This is a genomic window from Segetibacter sp. (assembly GCF_025963695.1).
GTDB lineage: Bacteria > Bacteroidota > Bacteroidia > Chitinophagales > Chitinophagaceae > Segetibacter.
Genome location: NZ_JAOQAH010000028.1, coordinates 114,766 through 137,850, shown reverse-complemented (window position 1 = coordinate 137,850; position 23,085 = coordinate 114,766). Strand labels below are relative to the sequence as shown.

The following is a 23,085-nucleotide window of genomic DNA, read 5'->3' as shown; positions in this document are numbered from 1 at the left end:
TACGACCGTCTGTAGTCTTGTCTGTAAAGCCTTCATATTCGGCCCCACCTTTACCCCGGTAGTTGTGCCACGATATGAATTTGCCTAACACATTTCCGTCGTTACCCAAACCATTGGGAAAACGATTAGAAGTAGAATTTAATAATATGGCATTGCTGTTAAGCGTAGAAGCATTCAGGAAAATGACTGATGCATAAAACTCTATCATCTCCTTAGTCGTGGCATCAATCACCCTAACACCCGTTGCCTTGCCCTTCTTTTCATCGTAAATAATTGAATGAACAACAGCATGCGGACGCAAAGTTAACTTGCCCGTTTTTTGAGCCCATGGCAGCGTAGATGCATTGCTGCTAAAGTACCCCCCGTATAAACAACCCCTGTTGCACATTGTTTGGTTCTGGCATTTACCCCGTCCCTGCTGCGTATGTATCGTCTGTGGATCAGTAAGGTGTGCACATCTTCCTTTTATAACATCGCGGTCATTGAAATGCTTTTTTACATTTTCTTTGAAATATTGCTCTATGCAACTCATTTCAAAACCCGGCATCACTTCGCTGTCCGGCAGTACCGGCAGCCCATCTTTATCACCTGCAACCCCTGCAAATTTTTCAACATAGCTGTACCATGGTTCAAGATCTTTATAACGGATGGGCCAGTTAACAGCAAAGCCGTCACGCTGTGGACCCTCAAAATCATAATCACTCCAACGTTGTGTTTGCCTTGCCCACAACAACGATTTTCCACCCATATGATAACCGCGAACCCATCGGAAAGGCTTTTCCTGGATAAAAGGTTGCTCATCGTCTTTCATTGCCCAGTTTAGCGTTTCTGCACGTAAAAACCTTGATCCCTGCAAAGCCGTTCTCTCCCGCAGTGTTACCGCGCCTCTATGCTCAAAGTCCCAGGGCGCTTTAGATGCAGCCGGGTAATCTACGCCATGCTTTACATCACGGCCTCTTTCCAGTACAAGTGTTTTTAATCCTTTATCGCAAAGTTCTTTTGCCGCCCATCCCCCACTCGCGCCCGAGCCAATCACAATGGCGTCGTAAGTTCTGTTCTTTGATGTATCTGGAATGTTACTCATGCTTATGCCTTTACATTTAAATTAGCCGGGCCGAAATAATTCAGCCTCTTTTATCCCCCTTTAGGGGTTAGAGGCACGCAGCCGTAATAATGTCCCGGTGCAACTTTATAGTTAAGTAATCCCCCCAAAACCTCTTGTGAAGTATTGTATCCAACAATGGTTTCTCTTTTTACCAGGTTGAAAAAATCCTTTTCATCTTTGTCCTGCGAACGCGACCACTTTTCAAGTTGAGCCTGCCGTTCTTGCTGAGTACAATCGGTAAATGGCTTGCCATACCCGGTTTGGGTAGCAGCTTCCAATTGATGTAATCCTTTTTTCACATTCTCCTGTTCAGCCTTTTCATAGCAGTCATCAACCACTTTTTGAAAATATTTGTCTACTCCCACTGATAAGGCGCCAATAGAATTTCCTGGCGGGATTATAGTGTCGGTAATGCTTGCAAGTATTTGCTGCTCCCTGGCAGAAAAGGATGAAAGGTGGGTAAGATTGCCGGCTCCAAAAGCCTTCATCCACAAAGGAAGGGCAATTGAACTTCCGGTAGCCAGAACTAAATTTTTAACGGCACCGCGTCGGTTCATATTGGTAGCAAGGGTTAAAAGGTCAAAGAATTAACATCGGAAGCATGAATATAAAGAAAGAATTGAAAACCGGACGGGATTTAGGATTGGGGTGAGAAAAAATCGGTGTATGAAAGTTGGGGGCTTGGATGAGGAGTGAGAGTTCTTGATTGGGTTCCGGCAGAGAAGCATTGTTGGTACATTGTTGTGTCACTCACTTGTACTTGTATTTCTTCATTCGGCTTTTTTCCAATAGCACCTTCAGCGGCTTTGTAAAAGGAACAGATCTAATGCAGGAGGCCTAAGAACGCCTTTATACGGGTTAAAATTCACCGACTAAAGCCGCCCGAATACGGGTACCTTCATTTGCTACCGAAATTATCGCCAAAACTCAGAGAAGGTTTGTTTTAGTACAAGGCAGAAGTAGAAACTAACTTTAAGCGAGACGTGTTATTTAAACCCCATTTATTAATTACTACTTAATAATTATACGAAAGTAAATTGGCGTCACTCAAGCTGACTTGTCAAAGAAAACAGGTATATCTCAAACTTCCTTATCAAAAGTAGAAAGTGGTGCTACTCCTACTAAGAAAAATTTAAAGAAGATCTGCAAGGTGTTGAAAGTATCTCCAGCTTTGGACAACGTTTTAGGAATCGATGAAGCTGATGTACCAGAAAACAAAAAAGAGATATTCAAATTATTGTTTCCATCTATTAAAAATCTTGCGTTTAAAATAATAAAGCAACAGGGACTTGTTACAGTTAGTATCAAGGCAATATTCCTTCTGCTTCTATATCACCAGATTATAAGCAGATTGTTCCAATTGGCATTAGCAAAAAAAAGCTTCGAGAAGAACAAATGAGAGAAGCGTTATAGCTGCCTGCTAAAACTTATAACTATACCCCAATCGAAACACCTGCGTTTCGTAATAGTCAACTGTCTCATAACGGAAGCCATTACCTTTAATATCTTTCCTGATATTGAGGGTATTTAGGATATCGGTTCCGTTTAAGAAAAGTTCCCCTTTGCCTTTTTGCACCTGCTTTTTAATACCCAGGTCTACTGACAATCTTGAACCAATTCGTCCCTGGGGAATAATATCGGGTGCAAGGTAAATACCGGTAAGCTGCACATCCACTTGTTTGGGCAGGTGGAACAAGCCGTTCAACTTTACGTTACCGGAAGTTGCATTATCAGTCTCAGAAGTATACACGCTTGGAACAGGATATCTATTTACTACAGAAAAACTATTAATCCGGTTACGGTACACATTTGCACTGGCATTGTAAGAAAACGCCTTAGAAATATTTTGCTGTAACACTACTTCCGCACCTGTGTTATAGCTGCGACCCGCATTTTGGAAGACGTTGTATAAGATGGTGCTTCCGGGAACCTGTGTAGCAATACGGGTGATGGTTCCGTCAATAATACGGTGGTATAAAGCGGTGTAAATACTACCCTTGCTTATGTTGCTCTTATAACCCAATTCGAAAGAGTTGGTGAATTGCGGACGAAGTGCAGGATTACCGACCTTTAAAAGTTCAGGCTCATCGTATTTTGGAAAGATCCTGATATCAACTTCATTTGGACGATCTACACGGCGATTGTAGAAGAAAGAAACTTTGTTGTTGTCGTTTAGTTTATAAGCTAAGCGAACATTTGGAAAAGGTTGGGTGTAGGTATACCCGTCACTTTTGTACGTATTGTGATTGGGGTTAACCTCGTAATCTACCCGCACATACTCCATACGTAACCCGGCCTCTAACTCAAACTTATTGCTTTCGTACACATAATTACCATAGGCGGCAGGAATGGTTTCACGATACTCAGCAAAGCCTCCAGCCTGGAAATCTATAGGTGAGTTAAGACCAGGGAAGAATTGCATGTTGATAGGTATACTTCTCAAGCGGAATTTCAAACCTCCTTCAAAACGGCCGTGTTTTAATGGACGAACATAATCGACAGTAAAATCGTTCACGTATTCATCAGACAACATTGCAAAAGCATCTTGTCCGGTGAACGTAGGCATTATGTTCGTAAAGAAATATTTCTCGTCTTCGCGATGCCAGGTATAGTTATAATTGATATTCAGTGAATGTCCTGGCTGCTTAAATTTATGCAGGTATCCAACAGTTGCTGTTACTGTATATTTAACCTCATCTTCTAAAAACTGCCATAAACGGTTTCGCTTAGAAAGGTCATTATTAAAGTAAGGAATGTCGCCACGGTCAATAATTTTTTCTCTATTGAAGAAGCCGGAAACAGTAAGAGAATTTTGACTGTTTATATTGTAATCCACTCCTGTTTTTACTGTAGCGTATGATGTATTTCGGTTTCTTTTAGCCTGTTGTTGTACAATGTCTCCGTTGTCGTAAAAACGGGTAGTAAATTCATTCCTGTTAAGGGTTTCTGTATACAACCAATCGCCCTGCAAAAAAGTGTTGACTTTGTTTTTACGGTAGTTGAGAGACAATGATGGATTTATCTTTGGAGTACGTTGGTATTGTGGACGAATGCCTGGCAGGTTTTCTCTTTTCTGCCATAATGCACCTAGCCCGGTCATTAGCCCGATTTTACCATTAAAGCCTTCCTGCTTATTTTTCTTATAGATAATATTGATGATGCCGGCATTACCGTTTGCATCATATTTTGCCGAAGGATTATTAATGATCTCTATTCTGTCTATAGCCGAAGCAGGGATATTGTCTAACCCCGTTTGCGAGCCAAAACCCGTTAAAGCTGTTTGTTTACCGTCAATTAAAACAGCCACTTTATCACTACCTCTTAGTTGCACTTTACCGTCTTGTGATGTTGTAACCCCCGGAAGATTATTCATTGCCTGCAATACAGAACCACCCGCCTGGCTAACATTGTCAGCAATAGAAAAACTCTTCTTATCCATTTTGTCCGATACTCCGCTGGCTTGCGCTGAGGTAACCGTAACTGCATCTAATACCCGCGAGTCTCTATCTAATTCTATATTACCCAAATCAAGAAAAGCACTCAATTGGCCAACCAGCACTGGTTGTGTTTTGCTTTGAAAACCTATATAAGAAATCTCGAGGTTATAGTTACCGCTCTTTACATCGGCCATTGTAAAACGACCTTCTTCATTGGTGATCGTACCTAAAACAAAGCTGCTGTCTTTTGCATTTTTCAATGCGACATTTACGTATGGTATCCCCTCTTTTCCTTTACTTTCTTTGACCAGCCCCGAGAGTGTTATTTTATTTGTTTGGGCAACAACTTTTGCGGAGAAGATAAAAAATGAAATCATTAAAAAGAAGAGAGATTGAAAAGCTGGGGTAGAAATAAAACGAGATATTGAACCTTTAATAAGTTGCATAGGAATTTGTTGGAGTGCCAAAAGTAGACATATCTTCTAATTTTTACTTTGACGTCTACCTGTTTTTAACATAATTATTGTTCTTAGACTGTGTCTTCTTTTTAACGTTGATCGTGTCGTTATCAGCTTTAAAGAACGGATCGGGGGAATATTAATAAAATGCAATAAAGTTTGATCGAAGATTTGCAGATGAACGAAATGCGACGCAACGATGAAATATCAGGGAATATATGCCTGGTAAAAAAATACTAAAAATACATTCTAGGCAAATGAAAGACATTTTTGTATTTCCTTAAAAGCTACCTCTAAAAGTAAACATGCCATTAGGCTACCTATTTACCCTTACGTCTTTTATTTTTGTTGGTAGCCACACCTGCATCTCGCTTTTTTGACGATTTGCCCAAGTGTAATAAGGGATTGCAACAATTTGTTTAGTTTCTGTGGTAATATTAGAACCATCAGAAGAAACTGTAAACCGGGGTGCCGGTCCCTGTATAGAAATAACCGGTTCAGAAAGAACAGTTTTCTCTACAGTAGTCAGACTTGCATTGAGGGGCAGTATTAAGTTCCAGGCTTTTCCATTGTTATCTGTGCTTTCAACACAATACACCAGTGGCCCTCTTTGCAGCGCTACTCTTTCAATGTTTTCAGTTACTTCAGGCCTGCTAATTACTCGTTTTATGTCCATTGGTAAGGTAAGTTCTACCACGTCTCCTTTTTTCCATTCTCTTTGCAAAACGAGGTACCCTTTTTCTCTTTTGTAAGAAACTTCTTTGCCATTTAGCTTAACAGTAAAAGGCGCTACCGAGGTATCCTCAAATCGGTACAAGTCACCAGGAACGGCCTCCCCATTTGCCCATCCGGGGATACGTAGGCGAAGTCCAAAACTTGTTTTTTTCGAAGGAGATAAAGTTAGCTGTACGTTGCCGTCCCATGGGTAGTTGGTCTTCATCGTCAGAGGCACCTGCTGCTTGCCCACCGAGATTGCTGTATTGCTTCCGACGTACAGATTAACATAAATTCCATCTTTGTTACTTCCATAAATATAATTGCCGAGAGATGCGATCAGGCGTGCAATGTTTGCCGGACAGCAAGCCGTTCCGAACCAGTCGCGCCTCGCATTGCTTCCTACCGAAGCCAGTGGATTACCGTAGAAGAACTGGCTTCCATCGAGAGAAATGCCATCGAGAGCCCCATTATATAAACTTCTTTCGAGCACGTCAATATACTTGCTTTCGCCTGTAAGCATTCCCATTCTTTGGTTCCATAGTACCATACCGACGGATGCACATGTTTCGCAATAAGCACTTTCATTAGGCAAGTCGTAATCTGTTGAAAAACCTTCATTGCGACCGGCAGAACCAATGCCACCGGTAATATACATGTTTCGATATACTACATCTTCCCACACGTCTTCCATTGCTTTTACATATCCCTTGTCACCAGTTAGCGCAGCTACATCGGCAGCGCCCGTGTACATATACATAGCACGAACTGCATGACCTGTAATTTCTTTTTGCTCCTTTACAGGTTTTAAATCCTGTGCATATGCCGTGTCTTTCCAATCGCTCCATGTATATCCTTTAGCGTATTTATGGCCCCTTTCACTTAACAACCAATCAGCAAGCTTAAGATACTTGTCATTCTTAGTGGTCACAAACAGCTTAACCAAGGCAAGCTCCAGTTCCTGGTGGCCCGTAACCCAATGTTTTTTACCGGGACCAAAAAGAGACGCAAAATGATCGGCAAACTTTATTGATACATCCAGCAACTTTCTTTTGCCAGTTGCATCAAAATAAGCAACGGCAGCCTCTATCAGGTGCCCCCCGTTATAATCTTCGTGCATGCTCATATCCGTCCATCGTTTTTCCGGAAACTGCAGCGAATAATAAGTGTTTATATAACCATCCTTTTGTTGCGCAGCGGTTATCAAATCAATCCATTCATCCGCCTTCTTTTCAAGCATGGGATCAGGACGATTCTTTAATGAATACGCTATTGCTTCAAGCGCTTTAAAAACATCGGAGTCGTCATAAAAGATACCCTCAAACTTTCCCTTGCGTTTTCCCGCAGCAATTTCAAAATTGCGGATCCTTGGTGTTTTTACTTCGGTTTGATCGATACAAACAGGAATGGTAACTGTAGATACCTTGTCGATTTTTGGCCGCCAGAATTTATCGTTGATCTCCACCTGCGAAAATTTTACATTCTGGTACTGCTGGATGGAAGTCTGTGATTTGAGGGATTGTACAAAAAGAACCGTGGCTGCAAGCAGGACGTTTTTCTTTAGGCAAGTAATCATGGTCGTTTTCTTTAAAGTTTGTATAAGACGAATACTGACAAAAATGAAATGTCTCTTTTAGCGAAAGTATTTATACCGGTATTTTTATTCAGGATGCGTTACAGTAATTAACGCCATCGACGGAAAGCTGTAACAGTTCTTCGGCAACATCGACTAACATAAAGTTGCGGCCAAAAAGATGATTAATACATGGCTACAAAACAGTAGCATCTTCTTTTCCAGTTTCTTGTCCTTTGTCTTCTCGCTTTTCCTGTTCTACTGCCGCTATTGCTTCGGTGTAAATCAAATTGATCTTTGCTGCATGTTCAGCAGCCTCTACGGTGTTGTCAACAATGACCATTTCAATTTTATCTGCAAAGAGCGATTTTGAAACATCCACTGCTATTTTTTCTCTTTCGGGCAGTTGTACATCACGTATATAGATGGCAAGCACACGATCAGGAAATTGTTTTACTACCTCCTGGTAAATCTTAGGATCTTCCTGGCCGCTATCACCGATAAGCACAAACTTCAAATGGGGGTAAGCTTCCAAAATCTGTTTTATTTCCTTGAACTTATGACCCATGTGGCCTCCGCGAAATGCGGCGTCTCCCCCAAAACCAATGTCGCGCAGAAGCAGCGGTCCTGCGGGAATATTGTTGAAGTCGAGAAAGTCTTTCAATAGGTCATACATATTCCAGGGGCTGCTGCTTACATAAAAGAATGGATTGTTGCGTTTACCATTACGTCCCAACTGTAGCGCTTTGTAAAATTCTGCTACGCCCGCAAATGGCAATCTTGTTCTTGCATTATTCATTAAGACAGTCTTACCCATTGAAAGCATGCTGGTAGCTGCGGTTTTGATTATTGTATCATCGATATCGCTGATGATACCAAATTCTGCGTCGGTTGGTGGTATCATGACCTCTGCATTTACCTTCAGATCCTTTTCAAAAGGTATTGGTGCATGGATCAAATGCAGAGGTAGGTGGTGCCATAGATCTTCATTAACGATGGGTACAACAGGATTTAGATTTAGGACAAAATATCCTTCTTTATCGGTGGTTACGGTGTGTTCCTCCTCTGCCAGAATTACCTTCAGCTCTGCACCTTGCACTTCATCGCTTTCGAAGCGCTTGTACATATTAAGCAGATTGTTAAGTATTGTATCCTTATCGCCGGCACTTGTTATTTTTTTATCTTCCAATACCCGCCCCTTAACATACACCCGTTGCTGGGTACCATAAGTTCGATAAGGTACTATTTGAATAGGATCGCTGAGGCCCAACCTGTTACTCATCTTCGAGCTGAGTTCATCCCACTTTTCTTCAATTGCCGCTGCAGATTCGATAAAAATATTTTTCCAGTTTGGCATAGATAGGTTATTAATTAAAAATACAACCGGGCTTTAATAGATCATTCAACCAAAAAAACAAAAGGCGTGTTTCTGCGACTTCCAGCTTTATCTTTTCAATTTGACCGCAATAGCCTTTTTCCAGATAGCATATCCTTTTTCGTTCATATGCAAACTGTCTGAAAGGAAAATCTCGGGAATTGCTCTTCCTGCCGGCAAAAGCATGGGATGAAATACATCTATAAAGGAAGTATTTTTTTGAGTTTTCAAAAACCTTAAAATCATTGCATTTGTCTCTATCATTTTTGGCATCAACTTTTGACGGCTTGGGCTCGGCTTAATAGATACGTAGGTAACCGTAGCTGTTGGTAGTTTGCTACGGATGATATAAAAAAGTTGTTTAAATCTACGTGTAACAATTTCAGGTGTAATGGTATCTGAAGAAGCAAGGTCATTATCGCCACAATAAATAAGTACCTGTTTAGGATGATAAGGTATAATAATGTCATCTGCATAACGAATGACATCAGGTAAAACAGACCCGCCAAATCCGCGGTTGATGATTGTATAACCAGGAAAGTAAGACTGCACGTCCTGCCACTTGCGGAACGAAGAACTACCTACCAAGAGGATGGCATTTTTTGGAGGAAAAGAAATACTGTCCTGTTTTTTAAACTGCTGTATTTCGTTAAAGAAAGGAGCGGGCTGAACCTTCGCTGGCTGTGCAGTAACTGTAAGCTGGAATAGAAAGAAGAGATAGGTAAGTGATGTTTTCATTTTTATTTATAATTCTTTTATAGCTGACCTGACTTTTAGAAAAGTTACTTTTAATACAGCATCAGATCGGAGAAGAAAGTGAGCTAAAATATTCAAACTAATTCTTTTGACCAAGCTTTACTACTAATTGAAGCCCGAGAGAAAATGCTACAACAAGCAAAGCGCCTACAGCATTTAACCACAGGAAACTTAAGTCGAGCAACCCTTTCTGGTTTAAAATAAATAACGCAACTACTATTATTTCTGAAATTACTGCACTCCAGAAAACTGCTTTTCCCCCGATTTGTTTTAAGTAAAAGGCAACCAGGAAGATACCAAGAATAACGCCGTAAAATAGAGACCCAAGCACATTTACGGCTTCAATAAGGCTGCCCATCTTATAGGCGAACTGTGCGACGATAATACAAAATATGCCCCAGGCAAAAGTGTAATAGCGTGATAACCGAAACTCCTTTTTAGATTGTTCGTCACTCACATCCTGGCTGGCGTTGTGGTAGCGGCGATGAAAATCGATCATGGTACAGGATGCCAAAGAATTTAAGGCAGCGGCAATTGAGCCCCATGCAGCTAAAAAAATTATTGCTATCAACAAGCCAATTAATCCTACCGGCAAATAGTCTATCACAAACCGAAGAAAGATATAATTGGTATCGTTATTATCATCCAGCGGCAGGGCCTTTTTAATATATGATTTATAAGATTTTCGCAGCGAGTCTAGTTGAATGTTAGTTGCCTGGATGCTATCTTTTAAAGCATTTGTTTGCACGTCGTTTTTGCCGTGAAATGCTTGTAAATACTGCATACCTAGTTCACCTTGTCTCGCATTCTTTACTACATAGGTAGCTTGCACGGCCGCAAGTGAATCTTTATAAGCTGTTTGTTGTGCTTTTCGTTCAACAGCGCCATTATGAAAAACAGGAGAAGGCTTAAACTGGTAAAACGTAAAAAGCATGGCACCAATCAGCAGGATAAAAAACTGCATTGGCACTTTTACCACCCCGTTTATCAAAAGACCTAATTTGCTTTCGGTACTATTTTTTGCTGTTAGATACCTACCTACCTGGCTCTGGTCAGTACCAAAATATGACAGGGCTAAAAAGAAGCCCCCAATTATACCGCTCCAGATGTTGTATTTATCATTCCAGTCAAAGTGACCATCTTTTATTCCCGTAGTAATTACATTCATTTTGCCCGACGCGCCGCTTACGCGTAGTGCATCAGCAAATCCGATTTCGGGGGGTAGCAGGTGAATAATCATATAACCTGCAAGAAACATCCCGATAAAGATGATTACGAATTGAAGTTGTTGGGTATAAGCCACCGCTTTTGCTCCGCCTGTAACGGTGTAAATAATCAGTAGTCCACCCATAACAATATTGGTAAGAAAAATATCCCAACCAAGTAATGAAGAAAGTATAATAGAAGGCGCATAAATGCTTATGCCGGTAGACAAACCTCTTTGTAATAAGAAAAGAAAGGATGTAAGTGTTCGGGTTTTTACGTCGAAACGTTGCTCTAAGAATTCGTACGCGGTGTACACCTTAAGCCGGCTAAATAGTGGAACAAACGTGATACATAAAACAACCATGGCGAGAGGTAAGCCAAAATAGTATTGCACAAAGCGCATTCCATCGGTGTATGCCTGGCCGGGGGCTGAAAGAAAAGTGACGGCACTGGCCTGAGTACCCATAATGCTAAGCAACACCAGATACCAGGGCATTGATCTGTTGCTAAGAAAATAACCATCAAGATCTTTTGATGTACGGCTCTTGTATAAGCCATAAGCAATGATACCTAGCAAGGTCAGTGACAATACAATCCAGTCGATACCACTCATGAAAAATAATTAGTAAACCAGGCGAGAAAGATAATGAATAGTACCAAGAACAGAATTACAAACCAGTACCAGTGGCTCCACTTTTTAAAAAGAGGGATATGATGAGTTTTAGGTTTCAAAGTTTAAGTTTAAAATCACCTGTTACTTATTAGCTGTCTTCCGTTACCCGTTTCAGTTTTCTAGTTCGCGGCTTTTTTTTGATGGTGTAGTGCAGGATGGTTTTTCACCCATCCTGAAAATCTCAATAATTCAATAAATTATGGTTCTGCCAAAAACAATTATGATAAAAGCTATATATAGATTCTTAGATGAACGAAATGCGACGCAACGATGATTAAGCAGCAAACAAATGCTGGTATCAAAAAAAGCAAACAAGCCAGTTTTCTTTCTGTCATCGGCAAGCCATCAACTGCCATCATTTTCCATCTCCTTTCTTTCCGCCATCTATCATTCCACTTGCCAGTAAACCAAACACCAATCCTATAATTAAACCAATTGCAACGTGTTTTATTGCCAGCCCTAACAGCAAGCCAATAATAACAAGCACTGCAAATCCTATCTTCTTCCTGGGCTGAAATTGTTTTGCCATGCTATTTATTTTTTGGAAGCGCTATTAAATTTGCCATTAAACGATAGGCTCCGGGAACACCACCAGGCAACTGCCTGAACAATACAAGCCCAACATACGCATAATTTCCTTTGCCATACTTTGCGATGGCGAGGCTTCCGTTGCTTTCCTTTTCACCAACATCATTCATACTAATCAATTTTTCATAGTGCTCGTCTGACTGATCAACCTGGTAGGTACTGCGCTCCTGAATCCAACCTTCAAAATCTTTTTGGGTAATCTTGTTAGGATAATTAAAAACAGGATGTTTGGGTAATAAGAAACTGACTTTCGCATTCTCCTCAGTAACCCTTGTGCCGGTAACCGTAAAAGGATAAGGGCCGGTTTGAATTCTTTTTAACCCAACCTGCATACTTTTCATATACTGCACAATCATGTTACCTCCGTTTTCAACATAACGGTTAAAAACATCATTCTTGTTACTAAGATATTCAAAGATGTTATAGGCCCGGATGCCTACAATTATTGCATCAAATTGTTTTAAGCTTTCATCGTTTACCCCGGCTTCATCAAGGTAAGAAACATTATAGCCAAGTGCTGTTAACGCTTCGGGAACTTTATCTCCTGCACCAACAATATAGCCTACTTTTTTTCCAACTGTTTTTACATCCACCTTTAACAGGTTAGCTTTTGCTTCAGGGAAATAGGTAAGGGTTGGAATGTGATCGTAAGAGATTGTCTTTGTATAGCCACTATACTTGCCGTCGATTGTACTTAAACTAATGGCTTCTGTAGTATTGGTTTCTTTAGACTTTGAGGTGAAGGTACTTGAGATGGCATTCTCGCTATTGGCTGCATTATAACTAACCGAAGGAAAGTTGTTTGCCCATGCTTCAGAATATTTTTGATTGATAATATAGTGAGTAGTATCGTGAAAATTGGTTTTAAAATGAATGGGTGCAGCAACGGGATTGCCATTTAATGAAACATAATTTTCTCTTGCATAATTAAACTCAACCTTCGGCAATACTGCCACAGGTTGGTATAATTCGCCTTTTGCCGGATCTACCACTTTATACTGAACCGGCCTACGAATAGTAAAATCAGTTTGTGCAATATTGATAGTGAAAGTGGCCTCAAAGGCAGGATCATTTTCAGCTTTTCCTATCAGCATCTGATCTCTTACATCGAACGCCCCTTCTGATTGCGGATACTCAAGCCAGTAAGGTTGAGTTATTTTTTTATCAGCACTAACACGAAAAATCTTGTTGACAGACAAGGTTTGATTTGAGGCAAGAGGCGAAGAAAAAGTAGTATCGAAAGTTTCAAAATTTATGTTCTTAACAGTTGCGTTAACCGCGCCGCGGCTATTTACAAAAAAGGTAACAGCAAGCCTGTCGCCTTGTACTATATTTTGTTCGTTGGTTGTTGCTTCAGCAAAAAGGCCGGCGCATGCTTCTATTAAAGTCTGTGTTTCACTCAGTTTTTTATTCCTCCAGTTTGTCTCAGGTAAAGCTTTTATTGCCGTATAAATTCTTACTAATGCGGGCACCGATAACGCCGGATTTTCCAATTTAAAATCAGTAATAGCCTGGTTTACCAGGCTTCCTACGTTTTCACCTCCAGGTATCCTTTTCCAATCGATCATTATTCCATCCATCAAATCTGTTTTAGGCGCATCCCCGGCAGTTGTGGTAAAATATTCGGTTACCGGTCCACGTCTTCTTGGCCTTCCTTCGCCCTGGCTTTTGTGCATGCTTCTTGCTTCACCACCCAGCTCGCCATAGCTTTTGCCAATTAGCGGATTATAGCCGCCGACCTCTACTTTTAACTGGTCTTCACTAGTAGTGTTGTTCCCACCAAAATTGAATGTATTCCATAAGATTCTTTTGGCCTGCCATGGTTTTACCCCATACTTAAGTTGCTCAGGAAAACGATTGGGATCTGCAGCTGCCGTAAATGCTTCATCCGCTAAAATTGCAGAGGCAGCATGGTGGCCATGACCGGCTCTTTTATCAGGTGGAAAACGCTTGATAATTACATCCGGCTGGTACTGCCTAATCACCCACACTACATCACTTAAAATTTTATCTCTTCCCCAAAACTTCAGGGCCTCTTCAGAACTCTTGCTGAAGCCAAATTCGTAGGCTCTGCTAAAAAATTGTTCGGCACCGTCTATTCTTCTTGCAGCCAACAATTCCTGCGTACGAATCATGCCCAGTTCATAACCTTGTTCGCTCCCTATCAGGTTTTGACCGCCATCTCCCCTGGTAAGACTTAGGTAGCCGGTACGGTAAAGTTTTTCTTTGGCGAAATAGGGAAGCAGGCCGTTATTCTCGTCATCGGGGTGCGCTGCGATATATAAAATACTTCCTAAAACATTTAATTTTTTAAGCTGCTGGTAAATGTCGGCGCTATTATAAGTAACAGGCGTTTGACAATAAACAGTTGAAACGTGAAAGCAAAGAATTATTAGCAATAAACCCTTCGAAATTTTCGTCATGCTACGAAGATAAAGGTTGAACAGCAAGCAGGTAAAAATGAGCGTTATTTTTGGCCAAAACGAAGGAATAAGTATTGAGCGGCAGTTGCGTCGCACTCGTGTGCTAAATCTCAATATGCAGCTTCTATAAAGCCAAATACATTATGCCAACTGGTAACGCAACCTCTTCCTTAGCCCGTTCATTAAACTTTAAAAGTAAAGTTTATAACCTATTTTACTTAGACTGGGACTGAATCCATTTATCCATCTTTTTTTCAAAAATTTGCAGCGGCATTGCTCCGTCTTTCAACACCTCATAGTGAAAAGCACGAACATCAAATTTTTTACCTAATGCTTTTTCAGCCTTATTGCGCATTTCTTTAATCTTCAGTTCGCCAATTTTGTATGAAAGAGCCTGTCCCGGCCACGAAATGTAGCGTTCAATTTCAGAGATAGCGTTAGCCTCAGAAATAGGTTCATTGTCAAGGCTGTACTGAATGGCTTGTTCACGGGTCCAGCCTTTACTGTGCATGCCTGCATCTACCACCAGCCTTATGGCCCGGTGCATTTCTCCCTGCAATTGTCCCATTCGTGTATACGGGTCTTTATACAATCCCAGATCTTTACCCAAACTTTCTGCATACAAGCCCCAGCCCTCAACATAAGCACCATATTGTCCTATTTTTTGGATATTCGGTATGTCTGTATTTTCTGTTTCAAGAGAAAGCTGGTAGTGATGCCCCGGTATGGCTTCGTGCAAAAAAAGATCTTCCATAGTCCAGTAATTATATTTTTTTGGGTCAATTACAGGAAAATAAAATACACCGGGACGTGAGCCGTCGGGTGTTCCCCTCATATAATTGGCTGCAGTTGTAGCGGCTCTATACTTTTCAATAGGCCGTATTTCAAAAGCAGTTTTTGGCACTACGCTAAATTGTGCTGACAAATGGGGTTTTATACTATCATAAATTTTATGAAAAGCATTCACAACATCCTCATCTTTCTTAAAAGGCGTAAACCTGGGGTCAGTTTCCAGAAAGATATAAAAAGCTTTTATATCACCTTTGAAACCAACCTGTTGTTTTACATTCTCTATCTCCTTACGTATTCTTACAACTTCCTTTTTACCTAACTCGTAAACTTCATCAGGCGTCAGATTGGTAGTTGTCATTGACTTAACTTGAAACTCATATTCTTCTTTCCCGTTTGGCAATGCACTTAAAGCAATTGTTTCTCTTGCCTTAGCTAAATATTCGTTTTGAATAAAGGAAAGCAACCGGCTGTATGCAGGAATAATTTGTTCTTTTATAGCTGTTGTATAAGCATCGGTAAGCCTCTGTTTATCCTGCTGAGAAAAAGCAGCAGGGATATTTATAATTGGTTTATAAAAATTGCTTTTTGAAGGCGTGTCAACAATCATCGCTTTTAATTGCGGTACTACCTTTTCCATCAGAATACGAGGTTGTACTATGTTAAGAGCAATACCTTGTCTCATATTGCTGATAGCAGTATCTGTCCAGGCAACAAAGCCCTGGATGCGCTTTAAAAAGTCGTCATAATCTTTTACTGATTTAAAAGGATGATTACTGCTGCCTGCTCCCATGAGGCCGAATAAAATGCGAAAATCAAACATTTGTGTAACAGGTGTCAAATAGCTCTTAAACTGCATTGCCGTAACTCCCCTTTGCATGGCATACTCAAATATCTGGTAACTAAGCTGATCTCGCGGCGACAACCGCTCATAAGAATATGATTTAAGCGAATCTAAATACCGGCGGTAAATACTTTTTGACTGATCGCGGTAAGATTGACCGGCCGGGTTTTCTAACTGGTCGTTGTACCGGTAATCGCCCCTTTGTGATGCCAGGGTCGGGTTTAATTTAAGGAATTCTTCATAACAAGAATTCAACATACTGTTAAAGGAGTTAACAGCATTTGGCGAAGTCTGACTGAAAGAAACTGAAAAACAAGTAATTGCTAAAAGAACTAACCACGATCGCATAATCTAAAGTTTAAATGATACTACTGAGGGGTGAATACGCAAAATAGCAATTTAAACAAAGATTTGGAATGTGGATTAATTTAATACGGCATTCTGTTACCCCTGCCACAACTACTTTTTTACGGCCTCTTTCTGCACAGGTGGGTTAATCATGATATGTGCACCATGAGTTCCAGGGTGCATAATCCAAGGCAAACCAGGAGCAGCAGGTTTTAATGGAAGACCGGTAGTTTCGGCGGTGGCATAAGGTATATAAATAACAGAACGAATGTATCCGTTCTTTACCCCGCCACCTCCTTCATCGTAATCCTCCTTTGAGGCAGAATATACAAATAATGTAGAAGGCTGCTTCGGCATTAACAGCTTACCAGACTTCACTTCCTCCTCGCGCATCTTAAATACTTCATCGCTGTTTTTTCCTTGTTTTTTCAAATCTCTTCCCCTTTGCATAAAAGGCTCAAGATCCTTGTGATAGCATGAAACAGATAAACCACTTTGATTAGGATCGTCGGCCAGACAAATAAGTTCATTAGTCCCTTTGCGTAGCACAGTAAAATCCTTTGTTGGGGAGTAGCCCATTACTGTTGCGCCGTCTCTTTTGTCTTCAGGTGCTGATAGCAGGGCTAGCCTTATTTGCACCTCAGGTGCCGGTACTTTTGATTGTGAAAAAGTGGTTGAGCAAGCTGTATAAAAAATAATAAGAAAGAAAACTATTTTCATAACTAATGATTTAAAAGTGAAATTATAGGGGTCTGTTTGACTCTTGAAATAATTTTTTTTGATTGTTACAACCTACCTGTTACCGACAGAAAATAAAGATAGTACAATAACTTTTTTATTTCATCCTTGAAGTAAACCAATTAAAAAACGTGAAAACTTTAAAAACACTATGAATTGGAACTAACTCTTTTTTTAATCCTTACAATTATTAATTTCGGGTACAACGATAACCAACACTTTAAAGAATACTACTATGAAAAAACAAACACGACGAAATTTTCTAACTGCCACCGGCATTCTTGGTGGGGGGCTAGCTGCTTCGGCCATGCCGCTTGGCAAAAAGCAAAATAAAAAACAAGTGGTTCACCACGTTTTCTTTTGGTTGAAGAATCCTAACTCAAAAGATGACTTAGCTAAATTGTTGGCAGGCTTGCAAACGCTGAAGAAAATTGAAACAGTGCGTGCTATACATATTGGAGTAACTGCAAAAACCGAAGAACGTTCGGTAGTTGATGCTACATTTAGCGCTTCGGAGCTTTTATTTTTTGATGATCTCGCAGGGCAGAAAACTTACCAGGATCATCCTATTCACCTTGAATTTATAAAGAACTGCTCTTCTCTTTGGGAGAAAGTTATTGTGTACGATTCTATTGATATTTAAAATACGACCGTAAATAGTGTTAACTGAGCAGCACTATTGGAAGTTTTTACGGTTTCAATCCCACCTGAAAAGGCTACATAAAGATTAATAGCTGAACGGAGCGTCGCAAGAATGCTGTATTATAGATTCTGCTTGTAACCATTAAATAAAGTGTATTTATGAGCGAAATTTGTAAGCTAATTATTTTCAGCAAAGTGAACATTACAACTTGTGCGAATGTTTACTTTTGCAAAAAAACCAGTATATGACTCAAGCTAAAGCATACGCTGCACAATCAGCAACCGACCCGCTCGGTCCATATTCGTTTGAAAGAAGAGACCTGCGGCCGCATGATGTACAGATAGAAATTTTTTACTGTGGTGTTTGCCATTCGGACCTTCATACCGTGCGAGGTGAGTGGGGACCGGCAAGCTATCCCTGCGTGCCGGGACATGAAATTGTCGGAAGGGTGACTGCGGTAGGTGAACATGTAAAAAAGTTTAAGGCGGGTGATCTGGCAGGTGTAGGTTGCCTTGTAGACTCTTGCCGCGAGTGTCACAATTGCCAGCAGGGACTGGAGCAATATTGCGAAAATGGAGCGACATTTACTTATAACAGTCCCGACAGATTGGACGGTTCAAATACTTTAGGAGGCTACTCCAATACCATTGTCACAGACGAAAGTTTTGTGTTGAGGGTATCAGAAAAGCTGGCTTTAGAAGCCGTTGCGCCCCTGCTGTGCGCAGGCATAACAACCTATTCTCCGCTTCGTTATTGGAAGGTTGGAGCAGGCCATAAAGTAGCCATTTTAGGTCTTGGTGGTTTGGGTCATATGGCAGTGAAATTTGCGGTATCGTTTGGAGCAGAGGTTACTATGCTTAGCACGTCACCATCAAAAGAAGCCGATGCTAAAAGGCTCGGAGCTCACAAATTTGCATTGACCAAAAAACCGGAACAACTAACCGACCTTGCTAATTATTTTGATTTTATAATAGATACAGTTTCTGCCGAGCACGATTACAATATGTACCTGAACATGCTAAATACAAATGGCGTAATGATTTGTGTTGGCGCACCACCAACTGCGGCTCAAATTCCGGCATCCAATCTTATTTCTCAAAGAAGAAGCATTGTTGGCTCACTTATCGGTGGTTTACCTGAAACACAGGAAATGCTTGATTATTGTGCAGAACACGGAATAACCTCGGATGTAGAAGTTATTGCCATCAAAGACATTAATGAGGCGTATGAAAGAATGCTGAAAGGGGATGTGCGCTATCGCTTTGTAATAGATATGGCGACGTTATAAGTTGACGGAAGAGGGTTGACAGTTGACTAAAAAAAGTCTGTCGACCCTTTTTTAATAAATACCGGCTTTCTTATAACAACTTCAGATCCTTTGGCAAAGAATACAGATGTTGGTTTTGCCAACAGGTACGGTTCAAATTTTTTTCCGTAAAGTGATGCTACATCACATTTCAGTTTCCATTCTTTTACTTTCTGCACCTGCCACATATTGTGCTCCACGCCGTACTCAATGGTAGTTCTCTCATCGTATTTGTTGTATCCCCAATAATGTTCGAAAATGAATTCCTCTTCGCTTTCAGGCTTAATATCACTTAGGGACGTTTCTGCTTTTACCGCTATTGTGTTCCATTTATTTTGATGCTTCCAATTGTAACTGACTGTTATTTCATCTTTATTGACTTCTGTTAAATGCTTCATGCGGCATACGCTGTAATGCTCGTGATAAAGCTTGTTAGCAATTAAGGAGATTATTGGGCTGGGAACAATTTCAGACACAAACACTACTCCCCTCTTCCAGGTTTTTCCGTTAAAGTGTTTGACGTAAAAACGCAGATTCACTTCTTCAAAATTTGTATGATAGGGCCAGCGTAAACGAAAAACCCTGGTATCATTAAACATGAACCCGACTATACTGACAAGTGATTTATTATCAAAAGTATCGAGCTCGGTGTATGCAGGCAAATGAGGTAGAAGTATGGTTGGGTCAACCTCATAGTTAACCATAATAAGATTTTCCCAACGAGCTTTTAAAAAAACCGGTTTTGACGTTTGCATGGTTAAGAAACAACCTAAAGAGGTATTTGTTAGTTAAATGAAAACAAAGATTGAGGATGAAGCACCATTTTGAGTTTTCCCACAATTCGAGATTACGTAAAAGATTATTCCCATTCTGCACTATCAACAAAACCCGCCTTATTTTCTATAAATAAAATCGCACTACAATCCGCCTAAATAAAATTGGAATGTGAATTGTAAAAATGGTACTCATATAAATTGAGCAACCAATGAGTATAATTGGATACCAGGCTTCGCACGAGCAGTTTAAGCCAAGCGAACTTGTAAGACTGGCAGTAATGGCAGAAAAAGCAGGGTTTCAGGCGATCAACTCATCTGACCACTTTCACCCGTGGAGTGAAAGACAGGGACAAAGCGGATATTCTTTTGCATGGCTAGGTGCAGCTATGCAAGCTACCTCGTTGCCTTTCGGTGTCGTTTGTTCTCCCGGTCAAAGAAATCACCCCGCTATTGTAGCACAAGCTGCAGCTACATTGGCTGAAATGTTTCCTGGTCGTTTTCATGTTTCACTTGGTAGTGGAGAGGCCCTGAATGAAAGAATAACCGGTGAAATATGGCCAATTAAGTCTGAAAGAAACGCAAGATTGCTTGAATCCGTGAATGTAATGCGCGACTTGTTTACCGGCAAAGAGGTTACACATCACGGAAGGGTTACTGTAGAATGTGCAAAGCTGTATACCCTGCCTGATGAATTGCCACTTGTATATGGTGCTGCTGTAACTGAAGAAACCGCCGAATGGGTTGGAAGTTGGGCAGACGGATTAACAACGATTCACAAACCGCTTAATGAACTTGAGCAAACTGTAAAGGCCTTTCGAAGGGGCGGCGGCGAGGGCAAACCAATGATTGTAAAAGTACAACTGTCGTATGCAAGAGACGAGCAGGCAGCAATTGATGGGGCGTATGATCAGTGGCGTACAAATATTTTTCAGGGTACCGTGTTGGGAGATCTATATAAGGTAGAGCAGTTCGATGCTCTTGGTGAATTTGTGACTATTGACAAATTGAGAGAAATGGTTAATATTTCAACAGACCTTACAGTACATACTGATCTTATAAAATCTTATATCAGTCTTGGTTTTGATACCGTCATCCTTCACAATGTAAACCGCGACCAGGAAACGTTTATCGCTGATTTTGGAGAGAAAGTGCTACCGCAGTTTGCTTTGTCTGCCCCCGCATGATATCAGCAATAAAATTTAATTTTTGAAAAGGACGTTCCTCACACCTAATATTTTAATAAGTCCTTTGAAATAGCGTCACCCAATGTTTATAAGCAAATAGACTTGACAGGTACGAAGTACCCTTCCTACGTTTATCACTCCAATTATTGTAATTGCTATCTTTTAAATCCCTGCTCAATTTTTTGTAGTTTAATTCCATTCCCCTACTTTTGCCCCGGCAAGTCTTATACGACCAGCTCCTATTGAACCCCCCAGGGCAGGAATGCAGCAAGGGTAAATGGTTGTAGCGGTGCGATATAAGTAACTTGCCATTTTTTTTGCTCGTTATTGTCCTGGCTTGGGTTCTTTCCTCCACATTGTTGTGTCACTCCCTTGTACTTTTTGCGCTTTTTTTAAACACACCTGTTATTTTTATCAAAACTGCGATTTAAAGAGCCCTTTCTTTCACAAAAGCTTATTACGTACTTGCCAGCCTTAATTCCCTAACTGATAACGCATTGCATCAAATACTCATACATCTGTTGGATAGGTTTTTGCGTTGTAGTTATATGCGAATAATTTTTTTAGTTCTGCTGGCCTTAACAACATCGTGCAAATATTATAACGGCAAAATGCCAACAACACAGCAGTTAGAAGACTCAACAGAAATTATTGAAGCAAAAGCTCCAGTTGCTGCCAGCATCGAAAAAGAGCAATCGACACCCGCAATTGCTCCCATTACAAATAATACAACTGGTAACACAATTAATACAGGTAACACCAAGCCGGCCCAATTACTTGCGTTTGCCAATTCTTTAGTTGGAGTTCGTTATAAATATGCATCTTCTGATCCTGTAAATGGCTTTGATTGTTCAGGGTTCATCACCTATGTATTTAATCACTTTAACATTGCGGTTCCCCGATCTTCTATTGATTTTACTCATTACAAAACTGAGGTTGAACTAAAAGATGCAAAACCAGGAGATTTAATTTTATTTACAGGCACTGATAGTACCATTCGCGAGGTGGGACATATGGGTATTATCAATGCAATAAACAACGACGAAGTTGCATTCATCCATAGTTCTTCCGGCAAAGCAAATGGTGTAACCGTCACCCCTTTAAACATTCATTACTTAAAGAGATTTGTAAAGGTTATTAGAGTATTTAAACTGTAGGTTTAAGAGGGACATTTTGAAGTTCGGGTCGGCCTTCCACTTTTACACGAGAATAATATTCAAATGGCGGTTCACCTTTCTATTATGGTATTTCTCCTGCTTTAAGCTTGTACGTGCTTTCTGCCTACATTTATCTAATATCCTAAAAATTGTTTTTAAAATTCAAACTCAAGCAACAGCAAAGAAGAAATTACTATCTATTTTAACTAAAAATCTCCTGTAAAACGGGCAAACTTTTTATCGCTCCAAAATCCTGCACATGGAGAGCTACGTAGTTTTGATAAGCGATAATTAAACTTCTACGTATATCCCGGCTAAAATGAATATTTTCAAGATCGTTGTAAAAATTAATAGCCAGCAGTTGCGAAGTTGCTGAGGCTAGTTGCCTATCTAAAAAATAAGAGTGGGTAGGCTTTTGTTCTACGAACTGGCCCTCCTGCAGATCCAAAAACGGCGTTTGCGTGTTATAGTCTCCGCGAATGCGAAAACCTAATTCTGCCGCAAGGTGAAGACTGAAGTATAAAGGAAGATTTGCGGTCAGGGTTGAATTAGCCGTGTCTAATTGTTTTAGGGTATCTTCTGTCAAATAAAACAATTCAGCGCCTGCCTCAGGTTGCTTCAAACTATGTTGCAGCATTTCTACTATGTACATTGACACAGTATTTTTAACTACATCAAACAACAGGTTTTGAAACAAATATGCCCATTGATACTCTTTGATAAAGTTCAGGTTCTTCAACTCGTTATGGTACACAACCATATCAAGGATGGCGGCAGGTTGAAAATAAATTGCCTTTGCCGACGACTTCTTTGAACTTTGCCTTACCCCCTTTACAATATAGGATTGAATACCAAAAAGCTCGGTGTATACAGTGGTAATAATGCTTGTTTCACCATACTTTACTGTACGTAACACGATGCCTTTTGTTTTATGTGTCATTGCGTCCTACTTCTTCTTTTATCCACATAACCCCGGTTCATACAAGTTGTAA

18 protein-coding genes and 1 other RNA gene are annotated in these 23,085 nt (G+C 40.4%); 6 read left to right on the top strand and 13 right to left on the bottom strand.

Annotated elements, in window-relative coordinates:
* Together JWR87_RS04040 and JWR87_RS04035 are read right to left on the bottom strand one after the other, a co-directional pair.
* Positions 1-1,084, bottom strand: a 1,084-nt coding sequence (locus JWR87_RS04040) for a GMC family oxidoreductase (protein ID WP_297815883.1), incomplete at its 3' end; no start/stop codon positions are given.
* A 50-nt stretch (positions 1,085-1,134) separates the two neighbouring features.
* The gene (locus JWR87_RS04035; protein WP_297815880.1) at positions 1,135-1,662 is read right to left on the bottom strand and encodes a gluconate 2-dehydrogenase subunit 3 family protein; all 528 of its coding nucleotides are present in this window, start codon (positions 1,660-1,662) and stop codon (positions 1,135-1,137) included.
* Positions 1,663-2,141: 479 nt separating this feature from the next.
* Between JWR87_RS04035 and JWR87_RS04030 the strand changes: the two genes are divergently transcribed.
* The gene (locus tag JWR87_RS04030) at positions 2,142-2,504 is read left to right on the top strand and encodes a helix-turn-helix transcriptional regulator (RefSeq protein ID WP_297815885.1); all 363 of its coding nucleotides are present in this window, start codon (positions 2,142-2,144) and stop codon (positions 2,502-2,504) included.
* Between the two features lie 21 nt (positions 2,505-2,525).
* Here JWR87_RS04030 and JWR87_RS04025 read toward each other — a convergent pair whose 3' ends face one another.
* The 9 genes from JWR87_RS04025 to JWR87_RS03985 all read right to left on the bottom strand — a co-directional run bounded on the left by JWR87_RS04025 (position 2,526) and on the right by JWR87_RS03985 (position 17,009).
* A complete protein-coding gene (locus JWR87_RS04025; protein WP_297815877.1) occupies positions 2,526-4,988 on the bottom strand; it encodes a TonB-dependent receptor in 2,463 nt (820 codons plus the stop codon).
* A gap of 328 nt (positions 4,989-5,316) precedes the next feature.
* A complete protein-coding gene (locus JWR87_RS04020; RefSeq protein WP_297815874.1) occupies positions 5,317-7,290 on the bottom strand; it encodes a beta-L-arabinofuranosidase domain-containing protein in 1,974 nt (657 codons plus the stop codon).
* A 193-nt stretch (positions 7,291-7,483) separates the two neighbouring features.
* The gene (locus tag JWR87_RS04015) at positions 7,484-8,644 is read right to left on the bottom strand and encodes a phosphatase domain-containing protein (protein ID WP_297815871.1); all 1,161 of its coding nucleotides are present in this window, start codon (positions 8,642-8,644) and stop codon (positions 7,484-7,486) included.
* A gap of 87 nt (positions 8,645-8,731) precedes the next feature.
* Positions 8,732-9,400, bottom strand: coding sequence for a GDSL-type esterase/lipase family protein (locus JWR87_RS04010; protein ID WP_297815868.1), 669 nt, complete (start codon positions 9,398-9,400; stop codon positions 8,732-8,734).
* Positions 9,401-9,497: 97 nt separating this feature from the next.
* Positions 9,498-11,237 carry a sodium:solute symporter gene (locus JWR87_RS04005; protein WP_297815867.1) on the bottom strand — a complete coding sequence of 580 codons (1,740 nt, stop codon included), beginning with the start codon at positions 11,235-11,237 and terminating at the stop codon, positions 9,498-9,500.
* A gap of 415 nt (positions 11,238-11,652) precedes the next feature.
* Entirely contained in the window at positions 11,653-11,826 is a 174-nt protein-coding gene (locus JWR87_RS04000; protein WP_297815865.1) for a hypothetical protein, read from the bottom strand.
* A 1-nt stretch (position 11,827) separates the two neighbouring features.
* A complete protein-coding gene (locus tag JWR87_RS03995; protein ID WP_297815863.1) occupies positions 11,828-14,308 on the bottom strand; it encodes a PIG-L family deacetylase in 2,481 nt (826 codons plus the stop codon).
* 214 nt (positions 14,309-14,522) lie between these two features.
* Positions 14,523-16,289 (bottom strand): DUF885 domain-containing protein, encoded by a 1,767-nt coding sequence (locus JWR87_RS03990; protein ID WP_297815861.1) that lies wholly within the window; start codon positions 16,287-16,289, stop codon positions 14,523-14,525.
* A 111-nt stretch (positions 16,290-16,400) separates the two neighbouring features.
* The gene (locus tag JWR87_RS03985) at positions 16,401-17,009 is read right to left on the bottom strand and encodes a hypothetical protein (protein ID WP_297815858.1); all 609 of its coding nucleotides are present in this window, start codon (positions 17,007-17,009) and stop codon (positions 16,401-16,403) included.
* A gap of 253 nt (positions 17,010-17,262) precedes the next feature.
* Between JWR87_RS03985 and JWR87_RS03980 the strand changes: the two genes are divergently transcribed.
* Both JWR87_RS03980 and JWR87_RS03975 read left to right on the top strand, forming a co-directional pair.
* A complete protein-coding gene (locus tag JWR87_RS03980) occupies positions 17,263-17,670 on the top strand; it encodes a Dabb family protein (protein ID WP_297815856.1) in 408 nt (135 codons plus the stop codon).
* A 244-nt stretch (positions 17,671-17,914) separates the two neighbouring features.
* Complete coding sequence (locus tag JWR87_RS03975; RefSeq protein ID WP_297815853.1) at positions 17,915-18,958, top strand: NAD(P)-dependent alcohol dehydrogenase; 1,044 nt, start codon at positions 17,915-17,917, stop codon at positions 18,956-18,958.
* A 26-nt stretch (positions 18,959-18,984) separates the two neighbouring features.
* On the opposite strand, the gene JWR87_RS03970 is transcribed toward JWR87_RS03975, so the two are convergent.
* Positions 18,985-19,731: a DUF2071 domain-containing protein gene (locus tag JWR87_RS03970; protein ID WP_297815850.1), complete on the bottom strand. Its 747-nt coding sequence runs from the start codon at positions 19,729-19,731 to the stop codon at positions 18,985-18,987.
* A 230-nt stretch (positions 19,732-19,961) separates the two neighbouring features.
* Between JWR87_RS03970 and JWR87_RS03965 the strand changes: the two genes are divergently transcribed.
* The 3 genes from JWR87_RS03965 (at position 19,962) to JWR87_RS03955 (ending at position 22,093) form a co-directional block, all read left to right on the top strand.
* Positions 19,962-20,936, top strand: a complete 975-nt coding sequence (locus JWR87_RS03965; RefSeq protein WP_297815847.1) for a TIGR03885 family FMN-dependent LLM class oxidoreductase — start codon at positions 19,962-19,964, stop codon at positions 20,934-20,936.
* 215 nt (positions 20,937-21,151) lie between these two features.
* Positions 21,152-21,250: signal recognition particle sRNA small type (gene ffs / locus JWR87_RS03960), an RNA gene on the top strand.
* Positions 21,251-21,547: 297 nt separating this feature from the next.
* Positions 21,548-22,093 carry a C40 family peptidase gene (locus JWR87_RS03955; RefSeq protein WP_297815844.1) on the top strand — a complete coding sequence of 182 codons (546 nt, stop codon included), beginning with the start codon at positions 21,548-21,550 and terminating at the stop codon, positions 22,091-22,093.
* Between the two features lie 202 nt (positions 22,094-22,295).
* On the opposite strand, the gene recO is transcribed toward JWR87_RS03955, so the two are convergent.
* Positions 22,296-23,033, bottom strand: coding sequence for a DNA repair protein RecO (recO, locus tag JWR87_RS03950; RefSeq protein WP_297815841.1), 738 nt, complete (start codon positions 23,031-23,033; stop codon positions 22,296-22,298).
* Positions 23,034-23,085 lie beyond the last annotated feature (52 nt).

Coding starts and splice junctions, on each gene's coding strand:
- JWR87_RS04035 (WP_297815880.1), bottom strand. CDS start 1,662: ATGAACCGACGCGGTGCCGTTAAAAATTTAGTTCTGGCTACCGGAAGT.
- JWR87_RS04025 (WP_297815877.1), bottom strand. CDS start 4,988: ATGCAACTTATTAAAGGTTCAATATCTCGTTTTATTTCTACCCCAGCT.
- JWR87_RS04020 (WP_297815874.1), bottom strand. CDS start 7,290: ATGATTACTTGCCTAAAGAAAAACGTCCTGCTTGCAGCCACGGTTCTT.
- JWR87_RS04015 (WP_297815871.1), bottom strand. CDS start 8,644: ATGCCAAACTGGAAAAATATTTTTATCGAATCTGCAGCGGCAATTGAA.
- JWR87_RS04010 (WP_297815868.1), bottom strand. CDS start 9,400: ATGAAAACATCACTTACCTATCTCTTCTTTCTATTCCAGCTTACAGTT.
- JWR87_RS04005 (WP_297815867.1), bottom strand. CDS start 11,237: ATGAGTGGTATCGACTGGATTGTATTGTCACTGACCTTGCTAGGTATC.
- JWR87_RS04000 (WP_297815865.1), bottom strand. CDS start 11,826: ATGGCAAAACAATTTCAGCCCAGGAAGAAGATAGGATTTGCAGTGCTT.
- JWR87_RS03995 (WP_297815863.1), bottom strand. CDS start 14,308: ATGACGAAAATTTCGAAGGGTTTATTGCTAATAATTCTTTGCTTTCAC.
- JWR87_RS03990 (WP_297815861.1), bottom strand. CDS start 16,289: ATGCGATCGTGGTTAGTTCTTTTAGCAATTACTTGTTTTTCAGTTTCT.
- JWR87_RS03985 (WP_297815858.1), bottom strand. CDS start 17,009: ATGAAAATAGTTTTCTTTCTTATTATTTTTTATACAGCTTGCTCAACC.
- JWR87_RS03980 (WP_297815856.1), top strand. CDS start 17,263: ATGAAAAAACAAACACGACGAAATTTTCTAACTGCCACCGGCATTCTT.
- JWR87_RS03975 (WP_297815853.1), top strand. CDS start 17,915: ATGACTCAAGCTAAAGCATACGCTGCACAATCAGCAACCGACCCGCTC.
- JWR87_RS03970 (WP_297815850.1), bottom strand. CDS start 19,731: ATGCAAACGTCAAAACCGGTTTTTTTAAAAGCTCGTTGGGAAAATCTT.
- JWR87_RS03965 (WP_297815847.1), top strand. CDS start 19,962: ATGAGTATAATTGGATACCAGGCTTCGCACGAGCAGTTTAAGCCAAGC.
- JWR87_RS03955 (WP_297815844.1), top strand. CDS start 21,548: ATGCCAACAACACAGCAGTTAGAAGACTCAACAGAAATTATTGAAGCA.
- recO (WP_297815841.1), bottom strand. CDS start 23,033: ATGACACATAAAACAAAAGGCATCGTGTTACGTACAGTAAAGTATGGT.